This is a genomic window from Klebsiella sp. FDAARGOS_511, assembly GCF_003812845.1.
GTDB lineage: Bacteria > Pseudomonadota > Gammaproteobacteria > Enterobacterales > Enterobacteriaceae > Klebsiella > Klebsiella grimontii.
This window is the reverse complement of sequence record NZ_CP033824.1, coordinates 1,958,423-1,980,295: the sequence shown is the minus strand read 5'-3', so window position 1 is coordinate 1,980,295 and position 21,873 is coordinate 1,958,423. Positions and strand designations below refer to the sequence as shown.

Genomic DNA, 21,873 nt, shown 5'->3' with positions numbered 1-21,873 from the left:
AATTTATAACCCGCGTCGCAGCACGCGCTGTCAGCCAGAGGATAAAATGCAAGGTATGGACAATTGGTGTCCTCAATGTCTCCAGGAGAGCAGAGTTTATGGCCGAAACGCAAAACGATCCTTTGTTGCCGGGTTACTCTTTTAACGCCCATCTGGTGACGGGCCTGACGCCGATTGACGCCGATGGGTATCTGGATTTCTTTATTGACCGTCCGCTGGGGATGAAAGGCTATATCCTGAACCTGACGATTCGTGGTGAAGGGGTGATCAATAACCACGGGGAGCAGTTTATCTGTCGGCCCGGCGATATGCTGCTATTTCCACCGGGAGAGATTCACCATTATGGCCGTCACCCCGATGCTCGCGAGTGGTATCACCAGTGGGTCTATTTCCGGCCGCGCGCCTACTGGCATGAATGGCTAAACTGGCCGACTATTTTCGCCCAGACCGGTTTTTTTCGTCCCGATGAGCAGTGGCAGACGCGCTTTGGCGAACTGTTCGGGCAGATTGTGGAAGCTGGGCAGGGGGCCGGGCGTTACTCTGAACTGCTAGCGATCAATCTCATGGAGCAACTGCTGCTCAGGCGCATGGAGGCCATCAACGAATCGCTGCATCCGCCGCTGGATAATCGGGTGCGCGATGCCTGCCAGTACATCAGCGACCATCTGGCGGACAGTCATTTTGATATCGCCAGCGTCGCCCAGCACGTGTGCCTGTCGCCGTCGCGCCTGTCGCATCTGTTCCGCCAGCAGCTGGGGATCAGCGTGCTGGGGTGGCGGGAGGATCAGCGCATTAGCCAGGCCAAGCTGCTGCTGAGCACCACGCGGATGCCGATCGCCACCGTTGGCCGTAACGTCGGTTTCGAGGATCAGCTCTATTTTTCGCGCGTATTTAAGAAATGTACCGGCGCCAGCCCGAGCGAGTTTCGCGCCGGGTGTGAATAAAAAGTAAAGAAAGTGAAATGATGGCCCGGATTATTAACACAGCCAGTAAACTATACAAACAAATGATGGCTTGACGAAGTATTTACGGCTCCGGAGAATCCGTGCTTCGTTTTTAAACCGGGTACATTATGCAAGCATTGCTGGAACACTTTATTACTCAATCCACGGTCTATTCCCTGATAGCCGTTCTGCTGGTTGCCTTCCTGGAGTCGTTGGCGCTGGTGGGGCTTATCTTACCGGGAACGGTGATGATGGCCGGATTGGGGGCGCTGATCGGCAGCGGCGAGGTTAACTTCTGGCAGGCGTGGCTGGCGGGGATTATCGGCTGTCTGCTCGGTGACTGGATTTCGTTCTGGCTGGGCTGGCGCTTCAAAAAGCCGCTACACCGCTGGTCTTTTTTAAAGAAAAATAAAGCGCTGCTGGATAAAACCGAACATGCGCTGCACCAGCACAGCATGTTGACCATTCTGATTGGCCGATTTGTCGGGCCGACGCGCCCGCTGGTGCCGATGGTCGCCGGAATGCTCGATCTGCCGGTCGCGAAATTCATTCCGCCAAATATCATTGGCTGCCTGCTGTGGCCGCCGCTCTACTTCTTACCGGGGATCCTCGCCGGGGCGGCCATTGATATTCCGTCCGATGAGAATAGCGCCAGCTTTAAGTGGCTGTTGCTGGGCGCGGCGCTGCTGGCGTGGCTGGCGGCGTGGCTGTGCTGGCGGCTGTGGCGCAGCGCCAAAAATTCCGCCGATCGGTTAACCCGCTTTCTGCCGCGTTCGCGTCTGCTGTGGCTTGCTCCGCTTACGGTGTGCGCCGCCGGGGCCACGCTGGTTTTCACCTTCCGCCACCCGCTGATGCCAGTCTATCTTGAGATCCTACAGAAGGTTATTTTGCGCTAATTCCCAGCAGCGTCGAGGCGCTGCTGTTGCCGCTGAGCAGCGAGGCGGTGTCGCCATCCCAGGCGATTCGTCCCTCAGCCACAACCACCGACCGCGGCGCGATGCGCGCCGCATCTTCTACGCTGTGCGATACCATTAATAGCGTCAGCCGCTGCTGCTGGCAGACGTTGGCAACCAGCGCCAGCATCTCCTGCCTCAGCGCGGGATCGAGCGCCGAGAAAGGTTCATCCAGCAGCAGCACCGGCTGCTTGCGTACCAGACAGCGCGCTAGCGCCGCGCGCTGACGCTGGCCGCCGGAAAGCTCGCCCGGCAGCCGTTCTAGCATCGCGTCGATCCCCATCTGTCCGGCGATGACCCGCAAATGGGCGGTTTGTTCCGGGTTCAGCTTAAGCCCCGGATGCATTCCCAGAGCAATGTTCTGGCGGATTGTGAGGTGGTTAAACAGGTTATTTTCCTGAAACAGCATCGATACCGGACGACGCGCGGGCGGCGTGTGGGTATGAGGCTGGCCGTCGATGTCGATACTGCCGCTGGCGGGAGGCAAAAAACCGGCAATCAGGTTCAGCAGCGTGCTTTTCCCGGCCCCGCTGGGGCCAAGCACCGCGATGCGTTCTCCGCGTTCGACGGAAAGCGTAAAGCGCATCGGCAGATGCTGGTAAAGCCAGGTCACATCATTCAGTTTTAGCATCGCGCCCCGGAAGTTTTTCAATCACGCTAAAGAGTAAAAAGCACAGCAGCAGGAGCAGGAGGGCGGTTACGGCGCCGTCCTGGCTACGATAAGAACCGATCTGCTGATACAGGTAGAATGGCAGGGTACGAAAATCTTCGTTACCAAACAGCGCCACCACGCCGAAGTCGCCAATCGACAGCACGCAGGCGAAGGCCAGCGCCTGGGCCAGCGGGCGCTTTAACGCGCGAAGCTCAACCACCCTGAGACGGGTAAATCCGTGCATCCCCAGCGACTGGCAGAGGGTGCCGTAGCGGGCGGCGATATCGCGCATCGGGTTCTCCAGCACCTTCAGCGCGTAGGGGATCGCCATCAGCGCGTTGGTGAAAATCACGATACCGTCGGCGGACTCGGGCAGGCCCACACTGTTATTGAGCAGCAGGAAGAAGCCGGTGGCCAGCACGATGCCCGGCATAGCGAGGATCAGCATCCCGCTCAGCTCAAGCGCCTGCCCGGCCAGAGGGCGACGGCGGGCGCGAAGCTCGCGGCTGCTCCACAGCAGCATCATGGTCAGGATAACGCTCAAGAGCCCGGCGGCAACCGCGATGCGCAGCGATGTCCCCAGCGCCTGCCACAGCGCGGGCTGATGCAGCACGCGAAACAGATTGCTATTCAGACCGTCAAGTATCACCGCCAGCAGCGGCGGCAGCAGCAGCAAAAGCGCTGCGCCAATCAACGCCATGTCACACAACCGGCTGTACCGCCGGTCGTCGGGATCGCGCCAGCCGCGAATATGACTGGCCCCGATGGCGAGGGCTTTGCTCAGCCGTTGGCTAAGCAGCACCAGCCCAAGGCAGCAGATCATCTGGATCAGCGCCAGCATCGCCGCGCGGCCCGGGTCGTAGTCGAAATTAAGGGCCTGGTAAATCGCCAGTTCGATGGTGGTTGCCCGTGGGCCGCCGCCCAGCGACAGCACGGTTGCAAAGCTGGCGAAACAGAGCATAAAGATCAGCGCCGCGACCGGAGCAATTTGCCTGCGCAGCCACGGCCACTCGACCAGACGGAAGAAAACGTAGCCGCGCATGCCGAGCTGGGCGGCGATTTGCCGCTGCTCGCCGGGGATATTTTCCAGCGTTTGCAGCAGCAGGCGCGTGGCCATGGGCATATTAAAGAATACGTGCGCCAGCAGGATCCCCTGTAGCCCGTAAGGCGAGAACGACCACTGCCAGCCGAAAGCGTTAAATAATTCGGCCAGCCAGCCCTGACGGCCGTAGACGCTAAGGATGCCGAAGACCGCCACCAGCACCGGCAGAATTAAGGTCATTGCGCAAAGGCGCAGCAGCAGCGTTCGCCCGGGGAATCGACGCCGGTAGAGGGCGCGGGCGAGAAATATCGCCGGCAGCACCGAAAAAAGCGCCGAAAGAAAGGCCTGCCAGAAAGAGAAACGTACGACGTGCCAGAGATAGCTATCGCTGATCAGCACGCCCCAGGCCGCTTCCGGCGCGCTGAACCACAGCGCCAGAAAGGCGGCCAGCGCCACGACGACCAGAATGATGGCCGCCGTGACTCCCGGCAGTAGCCAGCCGAAAGCTAGCGGCTGACGGCGCGTTGCCATGCGCTGATCCAGTTCTGGCGTTCGGTAGCCACCTGCTGCGGGGTAAATTCGAGGGTCGTTTGTGGTTTCATCAGCGCGTCAAAGCCTGCTGGAAGCGCAACCTGAGTGACCGGATACATCCAGTTGCCGGTCGGGATCGCGTTCTGGAAGCCAGGGGAAACCATAAATTTGAGGAATTTTTCCGCCAGCTCCGGCTGTTTGCTGGCTGCAGTGCGGGCGGCAACCTCGACCTGCAGGTAGTGGCCTTCAGCAAAGTTTGCCGCGGCGTAGTTCTCTTTCTTCTCTGCAATAATGTGATAAGCCGGGGAGGTGGTATAGCTCAGCACCAAATCGCTCTCGCCTTTCAGGAACAAGCCGTAGGCTTCGCTCCAGCCTTTGGTGACGGTGACGGTTTTCGCCGCCAGCTTCTGCCAGGCCTCCGGCGCTTTATCGCCGTAAACTTTTTGCATCCACAGCAGCAGCCCCAGTCCCGGCGTGCTGGTGCGCGGATCTTCATAAATCACCCGCCATTTCTGCTCGCCCTCAACCAGCTCTTTCAGGCTTTTCGGCGGATTTTTCAGCTTGTTTTTATCGTAAACAAAAGCGAAGTAGCCGTAATCGAACGGGACGAAGGTGTCGTTGTCCCAGCCGCCGGGCACGCTGACCGCGCTGGCCGGTACGCCGCTTTTGGCGAACAGGTTGCTCTGCGAGGCGGCTTCCAGCAGGTTGTTATCCAGCCCAAGCACCACGTCGGCTTTGCTGTTTTTGCCTTCCATGCGCAGACGATTGAGCAGCGAGACGCCGTCTTCCAGCGCCACGAACTTCAGTTCGCAGCCGCAGTCGGCTTCAAAGGCTTTTTTAACCGCCGGGCCGGGGCCCCAGTCGGCGGAGAACGAGTCGTAGGTATAAACGGTGAGCAGCGGTTTGGCAAAAACGGGCGCGGCGACCAGCGCCAACAGCGGGAGTAATTTTTTCAACACTTTGCACCTCAGAAAAAGGGGGGGCAAAGGATTTTGAGTGGGCCTCAAATCCCTTCGCCGGCGTTATCCGGATCAGGTTCGACGGGTATTTTCTCAGCCCATACGCTTTATCTTCGGGTTGCTTCTGCGCTAACCGCGCCTTGAGGCAACTTGAATGAGATTGCGTATGTTTATTAGCACCCCGTTGAGAACGGCAGTTAGTGTAATGATTTTGTCTGCGGACTGAAAGTATTACGGCTCCGGCGGCGCGAACCACGCGGATTTAAAGTCAAACCAGCCAAGCGTGTTCATGCGTACGCCGCGCATGCTGCGCTGTCCCTGGATCATCAGCCAGTGGTGAATGAGCGGCACTACGGTTTGATTGGCCAGCAGCTTCTGGCTCCAGGTGGCGGGGTTAAGCTCTCCCGCACGCCAGAGGCTTGCGTCCTCCTCCCAGTCGATGGGAATACAGTTGCGAATCAGCGGGACTTCATACAGCCAGGCAAACAGGGAAAAATCGATCGGCAGGGTAAAGTTGGCGCTGTTGAGCCACACGTCGCTGACCGCTTCACCGCGGTGCCACTCCTGGTATTCCAGTTCCTGAATTTCCAGCTTAACCTGATGCTCGGCCAGCAACGTCGCCATGATTCCGCCGATCACGCGATGTTCGACGTGGTCCTGGTAGTAGGTCAGCCTGACCGTTTCCAGGCCCGGCGGTTTTTCGCAGGCGTGGCTGCGCGCGTGATGCCAGCGGGGCAGCAGGCCATAGGCCGGGAACCAGTTACCCTGATAGTGCTCGCCGGCGTGGTAGAGCAGGCTGGCGGGCTGGAACAGATAACTCAGCCACTGGCGTACCGCCGCGTTGGCGCCGAGCGGGCTGCGGGCATCGAACAGCAGGTAATAACAACCTTCTTCCAGACGGCTTTCTACCGCTTTCTCGCTTTGCGTGGTGCCCTGTAACGTTAACCCGCCGTTGGGCTCTTCGCTGATTTCCGGCAGGACCCAGACGTTCACTTCATCGATTAGCGCCCGGTAGCCGAAATAGTCGTCAAAGGCGTGAATTTTGAGCTGATTCTGGTTATTGCGCACCACCGAGTAGGGCCCGGTGCCGACGGGGATGCTGGAGAAATTATCCATCGACTGCCACTCGTGCGGCAGGATCATGGCCGGAACCTGGCTTAACAACCACGGCAACCAGCGGTCAGGTTGGGCGAGATGAATATCGAGGGTCCAGGCAGTAGGGGAGTCGATGCGCTCGATATGTGAGAACAGCGGCAGGGCGTTGCTGCGCTGCAGGGAGGTGATGACATCCTCCATCTCCAGTTCGCGTCCATGATGAAAATGAATCCCCGGACGCAGGAAAAAGCGCCAGTGGGTCGGGGTGATCTGCTGCCAATGGTGAGCAATATCGGCCTCCAGTTCCCCATTTTCCTCATTTACCCGAGTGAGAGCGCTAAAAATCTGCCGGGCGATGTGGGTTTCCGAGCGGCGCAGCGCGCTGCCGGGCAGCAAATTTTTCATCGGCCGATAGTAGAGCACGCGCAGAATATGCCGTCCCTGACGAAAGCTGCGGCCCAAATGGGAAACCAGCATTTGTCGGACGGCGGCTTTATCGCCAACCAACTGCACCAGCTGATCGATTCTGTCCTGTTCCAGCAGGTCTTCCGCTCGCTGCTGCTGCAGCGCGAGGCCGGTATAGAGAAATGAGAGCTGGGAACGTTTGCCGCGTCCGGCTTCCGCCGCCCAGGTTAGCCAACCGCGCTCCTCCATCATGTTCAGTAAGGTTCGCATATGGCGGCGCGAGCAGCTCAGCATAGTGGCCAGATCGTTGAGCGTGGTCTCCTGCGACTTGCCGTCGCAGCACTGCCACAGGCGGATGAACTGCTGTTGTAAACGACCGGAAGACATAAAAGGGGAACTCCTGATAAAAACTCAGCAATTTATTACTCCCTATATTAAGGCAATAATCAACGTCGATGAAGCGAGGAGGTGGATATGATGAGGTCAACTGCAAAACAGTTCTACCAACGCTACTTTTCTGCGACGCAGGATGCGTCCTGGCTGGCCCGCCTGATGGCAGGAAGACAGCAGGAAATTCTCGGTGAACTGATGCAGTGGGGAGTTACGTCGCAGACCTCTGAACATTGACTTGCAGACATCATGTGTGACTGAGTATTGGTGTTATACTCGTCGTCTTTCAAGCTGCAGGTGCGTTGGCTGCGCCCGCTCGCCCAGGTCACATAGTTATCTATGTTCCCAGGGACTTACGTTCTGGCCGCCTGCCCGCAACTCGAAATCCATAGAGTATAGAATCACCCGCCAGCAGAAAACTTCTGCTGGCTTTTTTCGTTTTCTTCTTCGCGTGTTTAAGGATATTTCATGCTGTGGTTAATGACGATGGGGCGTCGGCTTAACGGCGTTTACGCCGCTTTTATGCTTGTCGCTTTCATGATGGGGATCGCAGGCGCGCTGCAGGCGCCGACGCTCAGCTTATTTCTTAGCCGCGAAGTCGGTGCGCAGCCTTTCTGGGTGGGGCTGTTCTATACCGTTAACGCCATTGCCGGGATTCTGGTCAGCCTGGCGCTGGCTAAACGCTCCGATAGTCGGGGCGATCGTCGACGGCTGATAATGTTTTGCTGCCTGATGGCGGTAGGAAACGCGCTGCTGTTTGCGTTCAATCGCCACTATCTGACGCTGATTACCTGCGGGGTTATGCTGGCCTCCGTGGCGAATGCCGCGATGCCGCAACTCTTCGCTCTGGCGCGGGAATATGCCGATAGCTCGGCGCGCGAAGTGGTGATGTTCAGTTCGATAATGCGCGCGCAGCTCTCGCTGGCGTGGGTCATTGGCCCACCGCTGGCGTTTATGCTGGCGCTGAATTATGGCTTCACCACCATGTTCTCCATTGCCGCCGGGATCTTTGTTATTAGCCTGGTGCTGATCGCTTTTAAGCTACCGTCGGTCGCCCGCGTTGAACAACCCTCGGAAGGGGCCGAAGTGTTGGTGCAGGCCGGAGGGTGGCACGATAAAAACGTACGGATGCTGTTTATCGCTTCCACGCTGATGTGGACCTGCAATACCATGTATATCATTGATATGCCTTTATGGATCAGCAGCGATCTTGGTCTTCCCGACAGCCTTGCTGGGATCCTGATGGGCACCGCAGCCGGGCTGGAGATCCCGGCGATGATTCTGGCGGGCTACTACGTTAAGCGCTGGGGCAAACGCAATATGATGGTGACGGCGGTTGCGGCGGGCGTGCTGTTTTATATTGGTCTGATTCTGTTTCACGACCGCGTTGCGCTGCTGATTTTACAGCTGTTTAATGCCGTCTTTATCGGCATTGTGGCCGGGATTGGCATGCTGTGGTTTCAGGATCTGATGCCAGGAAGGGCGGGGGCCGCGACGACGCTGTTTACCAACAGTATTTCCACCGGAGTCATTCTGGCCGGGGTCATTCAGGGGGCGCTGTCGCAAAGCTATGGGCACGCCAGCGTCTACTGGACGATTGCTGCGATTTCTCTGGTGACGCTGTTTATGACCAGCAGGGTGAAAGATATCTAAGCGTTTTCATTGCCCCGGTATCCTGCCGGGGCAATGTCTGGGGCGGTTATTTCAATTCAATTCTTTTTATATCGCCGATAATAAAAATATAAGCGATAACGCCAACCAGCGCGGTTAAACCGATATAAATCAGCGCGTAGAAAAAATTACCGGTCATGGATATGATGACCCCTATAATTAAAGGGGCAATAATTGATGCCATATTCGCACAGAAGTTAAAAATGCCACCGGTAAGCCCGGCCATATTTTTTGGGGCGATATCAGAGATAAGCGTCCAGCCCAGGCCAACCATCCCCTGACCAAAAAATGCGATCGACATAATAATAATCACCGCGGTATTGCTGTCGACCCAGTTTGCAAGGATGATGCTGCTCGAAAGTAGCAGCCCTGAAATAATCGGCAGCTTCCTGCTAATATTAACCGAACGGGTTTTCTTTAATATTCTATCGGATGTCCAGCCGCCGAAAAATATCCCGATAGCGGCGGCCAGGAACGGCCAGGAGGCGAAGAAACCCACGTGCAGCCACGGTAAGTGGCGCTCGTTGGCCAGATAAGTCGGGAACCATGTCAGGAAAAATACCAGCGTGGTGTTACCGGCAAATTGCCCAAGGCTAGCGCCAATGATTTGTCGGCAGCACAGTAAACGTTTCGCATCAGGCCAGTTGAAAGGGATGTTTTCATTGGCGGCAGCCGTATTTTCTACGCCGATATACTCCAGTTCTGCTTTATTTGCCGTTGTTGATTGATGCGGTTCGTGATAAAACCTCCACCATACAAAAGTAAACGCGATGCCCAGTCCGCCGGTCAGAATAAACAACGTTCGCCAGCCATGATGTTCAAGAATTAAAAAAAGTAGCGGGGAGAATGCGGCCAGACCAATATATTCACCGACGGTGTAAGTTGCCGTCGCGCGGGCGCGTTCATGCTGGGGAAACCATTTACTGACGACTCGGCTATTAACCGGGAAGCAGGGGGCTTCGCTGATACCTAAGCCTAAACGCAGCAGCAGCAGAGACTTTAGCCCGACAGAAAAGCTTTGTAATAAGGTAAAGGTTGACCAGAAGAAAATAGAAAGCGCGTAGGTCAGTTTATTACCAAAGCGATCTAAAAACATCCCGCCAGGAATTTGTGCCAGCGCGTAGGTCCAGGCGAAAGCAGAAAAAACGATCCCCATCATCGCTGGGTCAATATGTATTTCGCTTGTTAACTTGGGAGCAACAATACCTAAAATAGTACGATCGAGATAATTTATCATCGTCCCTATCGATAGTAACATTAAAATTACAATTCGCGTTTTAGTTCGCTTCTGCGTGGCCGACGGCAAAATCGGCCGTTCCTGAGCATCGATCGTCCTCATAGTAATTTCCTTTAAAGTTTAAAATATTTTTGCATGTATTTATGTATGCAGAAATATTCTAATTAAGCATTGACTCTATCGATGAGAAGTCACGCTTTGCTACGTAAACAATATTTGATATAACTCCGGTATTTCTCCCTTTTGGCTCATCATAGATGGCTTGTATGGTATATTAGGTCATTAGTTTTATTCTTATATTATACGAGCAAAAATAATGAACCTAAAGCAACTTTATTATTTTAAGCGGCTGGCAGAAACCGAGCACTACACTGAAGCAGCCTCCAGCCTTTTTATCACTCAACCCTCGCTGAGCCATGCCATATCTGAACTGGAGAAAGAGCTGGGCGTGGCGCTATTCGCCAGGCAAGGGCGCAATATCAAGATTACGCAGAACGGTAAGCGATTTCTTCCCTACGTGGAAGATGCGCTGGCCTCGTTAGAAAATGGCCGCATGACGTTGCAAAAAAATAGCGCAGAGAACAAAGAAAATATACGCATTGCGTTTATTTATACCATGGGGGAGTATGTTGTTCCGCAGTTAATTAATAAGTATTCACTTTCACCATCTCGTCACAATGTGACATTTTCCTTTACGCAGGGCACGTCGTTAACGCTTCTGCAGGAACTCAAGGCCGGGAAAAGCGATCTGGCTATTTGTTCTTATATTGCAGATGAACCAGATATCGATTTTATTCCTATTATTCAGCAAGAATTAGTGGTGGTGACGGCGAAAGATCATCCTCTGGCCAGACTCTATGAAAATGAAGTCGACCTGGTGGAGACAATCCACTATCCCTACATCTATTTTTCGGAAAATAGCGGTCTTCGCCCTTTTATTGATAACGTGTTTATGCAGCAAAAGCTGGTCCCGGATATTGCCTGCTACGTTGATGAGGATACGGCGATGGCGGGGCTGGTCAGTATTGATTATGGGATTGCGATTATGCCGCGAATTTCCGCACTCTCGTATTACAACGTGCATATCATGACGATCAAAAATGCGATTCCACCACGTTATATCTACCTGGCAACGATGAAAGAACGGGTACTTTCTCCCGCTATTCAGTCATTTAAAGATGTCATTATTAATGACAGCCAAAAAATCCGCTAGCAACATCGCCCGGAGGGTGACCCCCGGGCGATGTTTTATCAGGAAAGAATATCCATCAGTTCACGCAGTTGGGTAATGGCGATTTGCCCTGGCGCAGAAGCCTGGCCGACGGTACCGAAGGTCATTGCTGAACCGAACAAACGGCCGGTTACCCGGCTCACGCCGCCGGATTTACCCATCGACATGGTGATCAACGGCCGAGTCGCGTACTTCTCTTTCATCGTCAGGGTTGCCGAGAGCAGGGTCAGGACATCCTGCGGCGACTGCGGCATGACCGCGATCTTCGGCAGATCGGCGCCAAGATCCTGCATGCGGCGCAGGCGGTAGATGATATCTTCCTGAGCCGGCGTTTTATGGAAATCATGATTGCTCATGATAACTTTGACGCCCGCAGCGTGGGCATCGCTCACCAGCGAGCGAATTTGCGCTTCGTCGTTGAACAGCTCGATATCAATCACGTCGGTCAGACCGCTAACGGCCGCCCGGCGATTTAGCTCAAAGTAGGCTTCATCGCTGATTTCCGTTTCGCCCCCCTCTTTTTTGCTGCGGAAGGTAAACAGCAGAGGCATCTCTTTCAGCAACTGGCGAATTTCGCCCAGCGCCAGCAGAACCTGCTCAGTTTCTCTGACCTGGGTGAAGTGATCGACGCGCCATTCGATAATATCGGCTCCGGCGGTAGCCAGCTCGCGTGCGTTAGTCTGCAGTTCGGCAAGCGTTTTGCCGATCAGCGGTACGCAGATTAAGGTTTCCCCTTCCTGGAAGGTGATGTTTTTTACTGTTATTGCTTGAGTCATGTTGGTATCCATTATTCTTTTTGTCATTGACCATCAGGCGGTTGCTGCAACATGGGATGTTCTTGCAGCGGCGCGAACCTGAAGCTGACGATAACCGATGTACAGGGCGATCACAAAGCCGACGATAGCGATCAGAAGATCAAACCACATAATGCTGGCGATACCCATCTTCGACAGTTTTGCGGTGATCAACGGGATCGTAAAGCTGGCCAGACTGCCTGCGGTATAAAAGATCCCGGTGGCTTTGCCTTTCCCGTTCGGGAAGCTCATGGCCATAATGGTCGCGCCTATCTGTAGTACGCCGCCGGCGGCGGAGAAACCGATGATAAAGGCGAAGCCGGTAACCACCATTGGCGTCGGGAACAGGCAAACGATCAGCAATGAAATCATCGACAGGAAGGTGTAGACGATCATGGCGACGGCTGAACTAAATACCTCTTTAACAAAGGCGGCGGTGACGAATACGCACGTCAGGGAACCCGCAGTATAGACGCTCAGCAATTTAATGGCTGACTCATGCGGGATACCGGCAACGAACTCGCCGTACTGCGCTAGCCACTGGCTGACCAGATAAAACGTCGCCATACCGATATAGCCGTACAGGGTAAAGATAACCATATCCAGTTTGCTGGAGTCCGCCTGTGGGGCAGCGGCGGCGGCCGGCGATTTTTCTGCGCTCTCTTTTTTCGCCCGATGGTCCGGGAACGGCATTTTTATCAGGTAGATAGCGCTCAGGAGCATCAATGCCGCGGCGATAATAAACGACCATCCGTACCACATATTCGCCCAAATCAGCAGGCTGATAATGAACGGCAGCAGGAACTGTCCGGCAGAGACGAAGGCTTTGATCAGCACATTTGCCCGGCTGGCGGAGTTAGGGAAAGACTCCATCAACGCCGGATAGGTTCCGGAATCGAGGAAGCTGTTTGCCAGACCGGCCATAATGCCGAAGAAGTAGGCCATATAAATGTTTTTCGTCAGTAAAATACCGAGGAAAAACACCAGATAGCTGGCGATGCCGAGATAGATAAAGGGTTTACGGCCAAAACGGTCGGACAGGAATCCTGTGACGATCGTGGCGAGCTTACCGATCCCGAGCGACGAAATGACGATGGAGACGCCGGCAGCGTCGGTTCCCCATTGCGTCTGTAAATTCGCCATATTGAGGGTAATTAATAATACCCCCATGCCATGGATCAGGTAGTTAAGATAGAGCCCAGCTGCTGTTGGGACATATGGATTTTTCATCGCGCCCATCCTTAGAACAGGATACTTTTGATGTGTTCAACCGGCATTTCTTTGCCTGTCCAGATTTCAAAAGCGCGCGCGCCTTGCCAGAGCATCATCCCCAGACCGTTGATGGTGCGGCAGCCTTTTTTCTCGGCCACTTCCAGCAGATAGGTTTTGCGCGGGTTATAGACCACGTCAGATACGATCAGGTCCGGGCGCAGGAAGCTGTCGTCAGGCAGCAGCATCTGGCCTTCAAACGGTTTCATGCCAACACCGGTCGCATTAGTAAGAATGACGCTGCTGTCGATCTCGGCGCGCAGTTTGTCATGATCGTCCAGATCAAACAGGTGGATCGCGCAGTTGGTATTGTTACGGATTTTAGCGACGGTCTGTTCTGCGTTGGCGAAGAACTTATCTTTGCGGTTGAAGATGGAGATCTCTTTGACGCCGTCCAGCGCGGCCTGGACGCAGAGCGCGGTTGCTGCTCCGCCGGCGCCCAGCACGGTCATTTTTTTGCCGATAATATCGATGCCCGCTTCTTTAAGAGCGCGCATATATCCGGTGCCATCGGTGATGTGGCCGGTCAGTACGCCATTGTCGTTCACCACGGTATTCACCGCGCCAACCAGCTCTGCAGCCGGAGAGAGTTTGTCCAGATACTGGCAAATCTCCGTTTTGTTCGGCATCGAGACGTTACAGCCGCGCAGTTTTAACGCGCGAAAGCCCTGTACCACGTCTTTCAGCTCTTCGTTACCGACTTCGAACGCCAGGTAAACATAGTCCAGCCCCAGATGAGCAAAAGCTTCGTTATGCATGGTTGGCGACATGCTGTGACGAATCGGGGTCGCAATCAGGCCAATCAGCTCGGTATGTCCGGTAATACGTTCTGCCATGATAAAATCCTCAATATGTTAGAAATGGAATTTTTGTCGATTCGCGGTTGCCGAGAGCCCCCATATCTTCGAGGGTATCCAGCACGTTGCGCCCTTCGCGCACGCCATCAATAATTCGCCGGGCCATCAGGCTGTCGCCGATGTTCATTATTTTTACGTTATTGGCTCTGGCCCATTGCTCAATCTCATTGAGACCGGCGGTGTTGGCGCGCATTCCCAGACAGACGAAGCCGTAATCAAAAGGAATGTTGAAGGCGCCATCCGCATTTTTAACGGTGAAATGCGTTGGGGTGACGGCAACCAGCTGCGTACGCATGTGCTGTTCCACGTGATGTTCATCGAGCATGGTCAACATGGCATTTTTAGTAATGATGTCCAGGTCGCGTCCCGGCGCGTCCTGCATCTCGATAAGCACGGCGCTGGCACCGCGCGCGGAGAAGTATTCAATAACGTCCAGACCCACGGCGCCCGCGCCGACGACGGCGATGCGTTTACCCGTGGCATCGGCAAACTGGTCCAGATGATGAATCATGTTGGTAATGGAGAAGACGTTGCCGCCTTCGACGTCGATGTTCTCGCGCAGCCCTTCAATCGGCGGCAGCAGGGGAACTGAGCCGGTGGCGTTGACGATTAAATTCGGGCGCAAAGCGGAAACGGACGCCACGGTGGCGCGCTTGCCGACCTGAAGCATCAGGTTATCGAGGGAGGCGATACGGTTTTTCATAAACTGCGGAAAATCAGCGATACGCTTTTTCTCCGGCAGCAGGGAGATCTCGCTGGCCAGCCCGCCGATGCTGTGTTTCTCTTCCAGCAGCCAGGTATGGCAGCCGACTTCAGCTGCGGTGCAGGCGGCTTCCATCCCCGCCGTACCCGCGCCGATAACCACAACGTTGGTATCACGGATCACGCGCTGCTGTTTGTAAGCGTCGCCGTGGATGATGTCCGGGTTGATCGAACAGCGCAGAGGGCGCGAGCGGGCAATGCGGTGATCCGCGCAGCCAATGTTGCAGGAGATGCATTTCCGCATCAAACGTTCGTTACCGCTCTGAACTTTTTGCACCCACTCCGGCTCGGCGATCAGTCCGCGACCGATGGCAATCAGGTCGGCATCGCCGCTGGCGATAATATCTTCTGCGACTTTCGGGGTACGGATGTTGCCGGCAATCACCGTGGGTTTGTGGAACTTGTCACGTACCGCGCGGGAGAGGTAGCGCTTCCAGCCATCTTCCAGAGACATCTGGTCAATCTGGAAATTCAGGTTGTCGTTTTGCGCCGCGGAGACGTTGATAATATCCACTTTTTCCTGGCACAGTTCGAGGATCCGCAGTGAATCTTCAAGCGTATTCCCGCCCTCCAGGAAATCATCGGCGCTAATACGCAGGCTGACCGGGAAACGCGGACCTACGCAGGCGCGTACCTTATCGACGATTAAGGTTAATACTCTGGCGCGATTCTCTACGCTACCGCCAAATTCATCGGTGCGCTTATTAAACAGCGGTGATAAAAACTGGCTAATTAAATAAGAGTGGCCGGCGTGAATTTCCACGCAGTCGAATCCCGCGCGGCGTACGCGTTCCGCGGCATCACCAAATTTATCGACGGCATGATAAATCTCGTCGTGCGTCATCGGGCGGGGAATATTACCGTTCTTTTTGGATGGGGTGCTTGAAGAAGAAAGCGGCATTTCACCGTTCAGGCGATACGCATAGGCCGACGCGCCAGCGTGGTTTAATTGAATACTGACGCAGGCGCCGTGTTTATGTAAGGTTTCGGTTAATTTGAACAGGCGCGGAATATATTGATCGTTATCGATACGCAGCTGCGTTGTGCCGTTAGAGGCGAAAGGAAAATCGATACAAATATTCTCGATAGTGATGAGTCCTGTGCCGCCCCGCGCCCGTAGCTCATAGTAGTCAATCTGTTCTTGGGTGACTTCACCGTTCAGACTCGCCAGGTTGGTCCCCATTGGCGGCATGATGATGCGGTTTTTTATTGTCATCCCGTTAATGGTCAACGGGGAAAAAAGATGGGGATAGTGGCTCATATGCTCTCTCCACTGGATGCCCGATGGCCGCGATACGGCGATTCTGGCCTGTCCAAAGTTAATATTTCTCTGTGGGGAAAGATAACGAGGCGTTTAATAGAAAAATAATGCTTTTTTTTGCGCGGAGCTATAGCGGGATTCTATGGGATTAACAATCAATTTACATATTCATGGTTTTATCTTAAATATTTCAATCGATTTTTTACTTGTACTTGTGGAATGACACAAAAAGAGTGGGGGAATGATTGAATAGATGCCCAATTGATAATGATTTATATTTTTTACGGATAAAAATTTGTTCTGACAGGGCAACCAAAAATGATATATGTGCGCCAGATCTCATTTTTGCCCGATGAAAAAAAGCCCGAAGCGAAGTTCGGGCTGGGTTATTAGCTGCGGTTCGCCTTAATTCATAAAGGCCGGTAGTTTTTGCTCATAGGCTGAAATAGCTTCTTCGTGCTGCAGAGTCAGGCCGATGCTGTCCAGGCCGTTAAGCATGCAGTGACGGCGGAAAGCGTCAATTTTAAAGCTGTAGGATTTATCGCCAGCTTTAACCACCCCGGCTTCCAGATCGACTTCAAATTTAATGCCGGGCCGAGAGTGGACCAGATTAAACAGCTCATCGACCTGCGCTTCGCTCAGCGTGACCGGCAGCAGCTGATTGTTAAAGCTGTTGCCGTAGAAGATATCGGCGAAGCTGGGGGCGATAACGACTTTAAAGCCGTAATCGGTCAGCGCCCACGGCGCGTGCTCGCGCGAAGAGCCGCAGCCGAAGTTTTCCCGCGCCAGCAGGATAGAGGCGCCTTTATACTCCGGGAAGTTCAGCACGAATTCCGGATTAGGCTGTTCGCCTTTATCGTCCAGGAAGCGCCAGTCGTTAAACAGATGGGCGCCAAAACCGGTACGCGTAACTTTCTGCAGAAACTGCTTTGGAATGATTGCATCGGTATCGACGTTCGCGGCGTCCAGCGGAACCACCAGGCCGGTATGTTGGGTAAATTTCTCTGCCATGATGGTTTCCTTATTTCAAGCTACGGATATCGGCGAAATGACCGGTCACGGCCGCCGCGGCTGCCATTGCCGGACTAACCAGGTGAGTGCGTCCGCCGCGGCCCTGACGGCCTTCAAAGTTACGATTGCTGGTGGAGGCGCAGCGCTCGCCCGGATTAAGACGGTCGTTGTTCATCGCCAGGCACATGGAGCAGCCGGGTAAACGCCACTCAAAACCGGCTTCAATAAAGATTTTATCCAGGCCTTCTGCTTCAGCCTGCGCTTTCACCGGACCGGAACCTGGTACGACCAGCGCCTGAACGCCCGGCGCGACTTTGCGGCCTTTAGCGATCTCGGCCGCCGCGCGTAAGTCTTCGATACGTGAGTTGGTGCAGGAACCGATAAAGACTTTATCAATGGCGACTTCGGTTAACGGCACGCCAGATTTCAGCCCCATATAGGCCAGCGCTTTCTCGGCGCTCGCGCGTTCTACCGGGTCGGAGAATGAGGCCGGATCCGGAATGATGTCGGTAACGGAGATCACCTGGCCTGGGTTAGTGCCCCAGGTGACCTGCGGGGCAATCTCTTCCGCCTGCAGGGTGACAACGCTGTCAAACGTCGCGCCATCGTCGGTGGTCAGGGTTTTCCAGTAAGCGACGGCGTCGGCAAAATCTTCGCCTTTCGGCGCGTGCAGACGGCCTTTGACGTAATCAAATGTGGTCTGGTCCGGCGCCACCAGGCCCGCTTTAGCCCCCATTTCGATAGCCATATTACACAGGGTCATACGGCCTTCCATGCTTAAATCGCGAATGGCTTCACCGCAGAACTCCACGACGTGACCGGTCCCGCCAGCGCTGCCGGTTTTACCGATAATCGCCAGGACGATATCTTTGGCAGTGATACCCGGCGCGGCTTTGCCTTTGACTTCGATCTTCATGGTTTTAGCGCGACCCTGCTTCAGGGTCTGTGTCGCCAGAACGTGCTCGACTTCAGAGGTGCCTATACCGAAGGCCAGCGCGCCGAATGCGCCATGGGTTGCCGTGTGGGAGTCCCCGCAGACGATGGTCATACCCGGCAGGGTGACGCCCTGTTCCGGCCCCATCACGTGGACGATCCCCTGGAAAGGGTGGTTCAGGTCATACAGCTCAACGCCGAACTCTTTGCAGTTTTTAATTAACTCCTGCATCTGGATACGCGCCATCTCGCCGGACGCATTGATATCTTTCGTCTGCGTCGAAACGTTGTGATCCATCGTGGCGAAGGTTTTACCCGGCTGACGCACCGGGCGTTTATGCGCGCGCAGGCCGTCAAACGCCTGCGGCGAGGTCACTTCGTGAACCAGATGACGGTCAATGTACAGCAGCGGGGTTTCGTTTTGCGCTTCATAAACTACGTGAGCATCAAACAACTTTTCGTATAACGTCTTCGCCATGATTACACCCCTTCAGCGACATAGCGGGCAATGATATCGCCCATTTCATCGGTACTGACCGCCGCCGCGCCGCGCGCTAAATCGCCGGTACGCACGCCTTCTTCTAAGGCACGGTTGATCGCATTTTCAATCGCTGTTGCCGCGCTATCGGCATCCAGGCTGTAGCGCAGCAGCAGCGCCAGCGAGAGGATCTGCGCGATCGGGTTAGCGATGTTCTTACCGGCGATGTCCGGCGCGGAGCCGCCTGCGGGCTCATATAAGCCAAAGCCCTGCTCGTTGAGGCTGGCGGACGGCAGCATCCCCATTGAACCGGTGATCATGGCGCATTCGTCAGACAGAATGTCGCCGAAAAGGTTGGAACACAGCAGAACGTCGAACTGGGACGGATCTTTAATCAGCTGCATGGTGGCGTTGTCGATATACATATGCGACAGCTCAACGTCAGGATACTGTTTGCTGATTTCGCTGACGATTTCACGCCACAGAATAGAAGACTGCAGCACGTTTGCTTTATCAATTGAGGTCACTTTGTGGCGACGCTTGCGGGCGGACTCGAAGGCGATATGGGCGATACGCTCAATCTCAAAGCGATGATACACCTCGGTATCAAACGCTTTCTCGTGCTGGCCGCTGCCTTCGCGGCCTTTCGGCTGGCCGAAGTAGATGCCGCCCGTCAGCTCGCGGACGCATAAAATATCAAAGCCGTTGGCGGCGATATCGGCGCGCAGCGGACAGAATTCTTCCAGACCCTGGTACAGCTTAGCCGGACGCAGGTTGCTGAATAATTTGAAGTGCTTACGCAGAGGCAGCAGCGCTCCGCGCTCCGGCTGTTCCGCGGGCGGCAGATGCTCCCATTTCGGTCCGCCAACGGAGCCGAACAGAATCGCGTCGGCCTGCTCGCAGGCTTCGACGGTAGTCTGCGGCAGCGGGGTGCCCTGACGGTCAATGGCGATACCGCCCACGTCATGCTGGCTGGTGGTAATGCTCATATCAAAACGGTGGCGAACGGCTTCCAGTACTTTCATCGCCTGGTTCATCACTTCCGGGCCAATACCATCACCTGGTAAAACAGCAATATGGTAATTCTTCGACATTACACGGTTTCCTTATTGTTCTCTTTATTCTGAGCTTTGCGTTGCAACTCTTTTTCGACTTCAGCGGCGCGCCAGATGTTGTTCAGGACGTGAACCATGGCTTTCGCGGACGATTCCACGATATCCGTCGCCAGACCAACGCCGTGGAAACGGCGGCCGTTGTAATTAGCCACGATGTCAACCTGACCCAGCGCGTCTTTACCCTGGCCTTTAGCATTCAGGTCATATTTAACCAGCTCAATCTCATAGCCGGTGATGCGGTTAATGGCTTGATAAATGGCGTCCACCGGTCCGTTACCGTTGGCGGCCTCAGCCTTTGTCTCATCGCCGCAGGCCAGCTTCACGGACGCGGTTGCTATATCGCTGGAACCGGACTGCACGCTGAAGTAATCGAGGCGGAAATGCTCCGGTTCTTCCTGCTGTTTGTTAATGAAAGCTAACGCCTCCAGGTCATAGTCAAATACCTGGCCCTTCTTATCCGCCAGCTTCAGGAACGCATCATACAAATGGTCCATGTTGTAGTCGGTTTCTTTATAGCCCATCTCTTCCATACGGTGTTTCACCGCAGCGCGGCCGGAGCGGGAAGTCAGGTTCAACTGCACCTGGTTGAGGCCGATAGATTCCGGCGTCATGATTTCGTAGTTTTCGCGATTCTTCAGCACGCCGTCCTGGTGAATACCGGAAGAGTGGGCAAAAGCGCCGGTTCCGACGATAGCTTTGTTGGCAGGGATCGGCATATTGCAGATCTGGCTCACGGTCTGGCTGGTACGCCAGATTTCCTGGTGATTAATGCGGGTGTGCACATTCATAATGTCTTTGCGCACTTTGATGGCCATGATCACCTCTTCCAGCGAGCAGTTACCGGCGCGTTCGCCGATACCGTTCATCGCACCTTCCACCTGACGAGCGCCTGCGTGGACCGCTGCGAGGGCGTTACCGACCGCGATACCCAGGTCGTCATGGGTATGGACGGAGATAATGGCTTTGTCGATATTGGGGACGTGTTCGTACAGACCGGTGATAATGTTGGCGAATTCGAAAGGCATGGTGTAGCCAACGGTATCCGGAATATTGATGGTCGTTGCGCCTGCATTAATGGCGGCTTCAACGACGCGAGCCAGATCGGCGATCGGCGTACGGCCAGCGTCTTCACAGGAAAACTCGACATCGTCAGTGTAGTTACGTGCGCGTTTCACCATATAGATCGCTCGTTCGATAACCTCGTCCAGGTTACTGCGCAGCTTGGTCGCGATATGCATCGGAGAGGTGGCAATAAAGGTGTGAATACGGAACGCCTCTGCGACTTTTAATGATTCCGCCGCGACGTCGATATCTTTTTCTACGCAGCGGGCCAGCGCGCAAACGCGGCTGTTTTTGATTGTGCGCGCAATGGTTTGTACGGACTCAAAGTCGCCAGGGGATGAGACCGGAAAACCAACTTCCATCACGTCAACGCCCATCCGCTCAAGGGCCATAGCAATCTGCAGTTTTTCTTTCACGCTCAGGCTGGCTTGTAACGCTTGTTCACCGTCGCGTAAGGTCGTATCGAAAATAATGACTTGCTGGCTCATGGTTTAGATCCTTGTTCTCTGTCCTGGCGCCTTGCTTGCGAGCATAAAAAAACCCGCGCATTGGCGCGGGTTTTATAGTCTTGCTGGAAGATGACTTAACGATGAACGTCGCCCAACAGCCTACCGCGCAAAATGGATGCGTTTAGTAGTAGTAGGCTGAGAAAGCGAATGCTGCGAATCATTGCGTCATGCTCCAGATGAAATCGTTATGCTTTTAGAGTTACTGGATATGGGGTTTGATGTCAACCCTTGGGTGAAGAAAAGGCCTTTTTACCTGAGAGATGAATTAGCTAATTGTGCTGACAATCGCGCTTTTTTACCGATGATCTTTTTTAGGGTGCCGCGGCATGTTGAGATAATTTCACCATTTGATAATTTTTATTTTCGCTGAAAGCCACAAGGATAGGGCGCTTGGCCGGAATCATATCTTAATGAAATAGCTGGGATTATTTGTTTGCTGAATGCGTCCAAGTTTGTAAGGGGGAATTATCAATGATAATGAAATGTGAATGTTAAGGGCAGCTTAAATCGATATTGTAATAGTGCTTAAATTATAATTAATCGCTGCTGTTATTGTTTATTTTTAATATTTATGGGTACACTTGGTTTTATCAAGTAAACAATATATTTAGGGGGTTGCGGGTCCGTTCGGCTGCAGATTTTTCGTCGCCACTCATAACCTTGATATATTCCTAAAATTCATCTTTGCTCTTTTGCAAATGTCATATGCATG

At 54.3% G+C, this 21,873-nt stretch carries 19 protein-coding genes and 1 riboswitch; of the genes, 5 read left to right on the top strand and 14 right to left on the bottom strand.

Translation table 11 applies throughout. The features are described 5' to 3' along the window. Positions 1–98 precede the first annotated feature (98 nt). Complete coding sequence (gene araC / locus EGY08_RS10510) at positions 99–944, top strand: arabinose operon transcriptional regulator AraC (protein ID WP_004128863.1); 846 nt, start codon at positions 99–101, stop codon at positions 942–944. A 128-nt stretch (positions 945–1,072) separates the two neighbouring features. Next, a complete protein-coding gene (locus EGY08_RS10505; protein ID WP_004128864.1) occupies positions 1,073–1,840 on the top strand; it encodes a DedA family protein in 768 nt (255 codons plus the stop codon). On the opposite strand, the gene thiQ is transcribed toward EGY08_RS10505, so the two are convergent. From thiQ to sgrR, 4 genes are all read right to left on the bottom strand, one after another. Continuing rightward, a complete protein-coding gene (thiQ, locus tag EGY08_RS10500) occupies positions 1,827–2,528 on the bottom strand; it encodes a thiamine ABC transporter ATP-binding protein ThiQ (RefSeq protein WP_123828471.1) in 702 nt (233 codons plus the stop codon). The genes EGY08_RS10505 and thiQ overlap by 14 nt on opposite strands. Then, positions 2,512–4,122 carry a thiamine/thiamine pyrophosphate ABC transporter permease ThiP gene (gene thiP / locus EGY08_RS10495; protein ID WP_004128869.1) on the bottom strand — a complete coding sequence of 537 codons (1,611 nt, stop codon included), beginning with the start codon at positions 4,120–4,122 and terminating at the stop codon, positions 2,512–2,514. Before thiP ends, thiQ begins: the two co-directional genes overlap by 17 nt. Continuing rightward, the gene (gene thiB / locus EGY08_RS10490) at positions 4,098–5,081 is read right to left on the bottom strand and encodes a thiamine ABC transporter substrate binding subunit (protein WP_049113168.1); all 984 of its coding nucleotides are present in this window, start codon (positions 5,079–5,081) and stop codon (positions 4,098–4,100) included. Before thiB ends, thiP begins: the two co-directional genes overlap by 25 nt. 31 nt (positions 5,082–5,112) lie before the next feature. Next, a riboswitch (TPP riboswitch) is annotated at positions 5,113–5,275 on the bottom strand. Positions 5,276–5,312: 37 nt separating this feature from the next. Beyond that, positions 5,313–6,968: an HTH-type transcriptional regulator SgrR gene (gene sgrR / locus EGY08_RS10485; protein WP_049113167.1), complete on the bottom strand. Its 1,656-nt coding sequence runs from the start codon at positions 6,966–6,968 to the stop codon at positions 5,313–5,315. 87 nt (positions 6,969–7,055) lie between these two features. Here sgrR and sgrT point away from each other — a divergent pair, with 87 nt between their 5' ends. Then, the gene (gene sgrT / locus EGY08_RS10480; protein WP_004128878.1) at positions 7,056–7,208 is read left to right on the top strand and encodes a glucose uptake inhibitor SgrT; all 153 of its coding nucleotides are present in this window, start codon (positions 7,056–7,058) and stop codon (positions 7,206–7,208) included. Between the two features lie 231 nt (positions 7,209–7,439). Continuing rightward, complete coding sequence (locus EGY08_RS10470; protein ID WP_049123176.1) at positions 7,440–8,624, top strand: sugar efflux transporter; 1,185 nt, start codon at positions 7,440–7,442, stop codon at positions 8,622–8,624. Positions 8,625–8,670: 46 nt separating this feature from the next. Here EGY08_RS10470 and EGY08_RS10465 read toward each other — a convergent pair whose 3' ends face one another. Next, a complete protein-coding gene (locus tag EGY08_RS10465; RefSeq protein WP_004128885.1) occupies positions 8,671–9,981 on the bottom strand; it encodes an MFS transporter in 1,311 nt (436 codons plus the stop codon). Between the two features lie 214 nt (positions 9,982–10,195). Between EGY08_RS10465 and EGY08_RS10460 the strand changes: the two genes are divergently transcribed. Next, positions 10,196–11,092, top strand: a complete 897-nt coding sequence (locus tag EGY08_RS10460; protein ID WP_004128887.1) for a LysR family transcriptional regulator — start codon at positions 10,196–10,198, stop codon at positions 11,090–11,092. A 38-nt stretch (positions 11,093–11,130) separates the two neighbouring features. Here the strand turns inward: EGY08_RS10460 and aroD are convergent, their stop codons facing one another. The 9 genes from aroD to leuL all read right to left on the bottom strand — a co-directional run bounded on the left by aroD (position 11,131) and on the right by leuL (position 21,322). Beyond that, positions 11,131–11,886, bottom strand: a complete 756-nt coding sequence (gene aroD, locus EGY08_RS10455) for a type I 3-dehydroquinate dehydratase (protein WP_004128889.1) — start codon at positions 11,884–11,886, stop codon at positions 11,131–11,133. 33 nt (positions 11,887–11,919) lie between these two features. Then, complete coding sequence (locus EGY08_RS10450) at positions 11,920–13,134, bottom strand: MFS transporter (RefSeq protein WP_087828465.1); 1,215 nt, start codon at positions 13,132–13,134, stop codon at positions 11,920–11,922. An 11-nt stretch (positions 13,135–13,145) separates the two neighbouring features. Further along, positions 13,146–14,009: a shikimate dehydrogenase gene (locus EGY08_RS10445; RefSeq protein WP_004128908.1), complete on the bottom strand. Its 864-nt coding sequence runs from the start codon at positions 14,007–14,009 to the stop codon at positions 13,146–13,148. Between the two features lie 10 nt (positions 14,010–14,019). After that, positions 14,020–16,053, bottom strand: coding sequence for an FAD-dependent oxidoreductase (locus EGY08_RS10440; RefSeq protein WP_004128911.1), 2,034 nt, complete (start codon positions 16,051–16,053; stop codon positions 14,020–14,022). Between the two features lie 405 nt (positions 16,054–16,458). Further along, positions 16,459–17,064, bottom strand: a complete 606-nt coding sequence (gene leuD / locus EGY08_RS10435; RefSeq protein ID WP_004128914.1) for a 3-isopropylmalate dehydratase small subunit — start codon at positions 17,062–17,064, stop codon at positions 16,459–16,461. A gap of 10 nt (positions 17,065–17,074) precedes the next feature. Next, positions 17,075–18,475, bottom strand: coding sequence for a 3-isopropylmalate dehydratase large subunit (leuC, locus tag EGY08_RS10430; protein WP_004128917.1), 1,401 nt, complete (start codon positions 18,473–18,475; stop codon positions 17,075–17,077). A 2-nt stretch (positions 18,476–18,477) separates the two neighbouring features. Next, positions 18,478–19,569, bottom strand: a complete 1,092-nt coding sequence (leuB, locus tag EGY08_RS10425; protein ID WP_004128920.1) for a 3-isopropylmalate dehydrogenase — start codon at positions 19,567–19,569, stop codon at positions 18,478–18,480. After that, entirely contained in the window at positions 19,569–21,140 is a 1,572-nt protein-coding gene (leuA, locus tag EGY08_RS10420) for a 2-isopropylmalate synthase (protein ID WP_004128923.1), read from the bottom strand. The genes leuB and leuA overlap by 1 nt, the downstream gene beginning before the upstream one ends. 95 nt (positions 21,141–21,235) lie before the next feature. Next, entirely contained in the window at positions 21,236–21,322 is an 87-nt protein-coding gene (gene leuL / locus EGY08_RS31415) for a leu operon leader peptide (RefSeq protein WP_009654551.1), read from the bottom strand. Positions 21,323–21,873 lie beyond the last annotated feature (551 nt).

Coding starts and splice junctions, on each gene's coding strand:
- EGY08_RS10470 (WP_049123176.1), top strand. CDS start 7,440: ATGCTGTGGTTAATGACGATGGGGCGTCGGCTTAACGGCGTTTACGCC.
- leuL (WP_009654551.1), bottom strand. CDS start 21,322: ATGATTCGCAGCATTCGCTTTCTCAGCCTACTACTACTAAACGCATCC.
- EGY08_RS10450 (WP_087828465.1), bottom strand. CDS start 13,134: ATGAAAAATCCATATGTCCCAACAGCAGCTGGGCTCTATCTTAACTAC.
- thiQ (WP_123828471.1), bottom strand. CDS start 2,528: ATGCTAAAACTGAATGATGTGACCTGGCTTTACCAGCATCTGCCGATG.
- EGY08_RS10505 (WP_004128864.1), top strand. CDS start 1,073: ATGCAAGCATTGCTGGAACACTTTATTACTCAATCCACGGTCTATTCC.
- EGY08_RS10460 (WP_004128887.1), top strand. CDS start 10,196: ATGAACCTAAAGCAACTTTATTATTTTAAGCGGCTGGCAGAAACCGAG.
- sgrT (WP_004128878.1), top strand. CDS start 7,056: ATGATGAGGTCAACTGCAAAACAGTTCTACCAACGCTACTTTTCTGCG.
- aroD (WP_004128889.1), bottom strand. CDS start 11,886: ATGACTCAAGCAATAACAGTAAAAAACATCACCTTCCAGGAAGGGGAA.
- leuB (WP_004128920.1), bottom strand. CDS start 19,569: ATGTCGAAGAATTACCATATTGCTGTTTTACCAGGTGATGGTATTGGC.
- leuC (WP_004128917.1), bottom strand. CDS start 18,475: ATGGCGAAGACGTTATACGAAAAGTTGTTTGATGCTCACGTAGTTTAT.
- EGY08_RS10440 (WP_004128911.1), bottom strand. CDS start 16,053: ATGAGCCACTATCCCCATCTTTTTTCCCCGTTGACCATTAACGGGATG.
- EGY08_RS10445 (WP_004128908.1), bottom strand. CDS start 14,009: ATGGCAGAACGTATTACCGGACATACCGAGCTGATTGGCCTGATTGCG.
- leuD (WP_004128914.1), bottom strand. CDS start 17,064: ATGGCAGAGAAATTTACCCAACATACCGGCCTGGTGGTTCCGCTGGAC.
- sgrR (WP_049113167.1), bottom strand. CDS start 6,968: ATGTCTTCCGGTCGTTTACAACAGCAGTTCATCCGCCTGTGGCAGTGC.
- araC (WP_004128863.1), top strand. CDS start 99: ATGGCCGAAACGCAAAACGATCCTTTGTTGCCGGGTTACTCTTTTAAC.
- thiP (WP_004128869.1), bottom strand. CDS start 4,122: ATGGCAACGCGCCGTCAGCCGCTAGCTTTCGGCTGGCTACTGCCGGGA.
- leuA (WP_004128923.1), bottom strand. CDS start 21,140: ATGAGCCAGCAAGTCATTATTTTCGATACGACCTTACGCGACGGTGAA.
- EGY08_RS10465 (WP_004128885.1), bottom strand. CDS start 9,981: ATGAGGACGATCGATGCTCAGGAACGGCCGATTTTGCCGTCGGCCACG.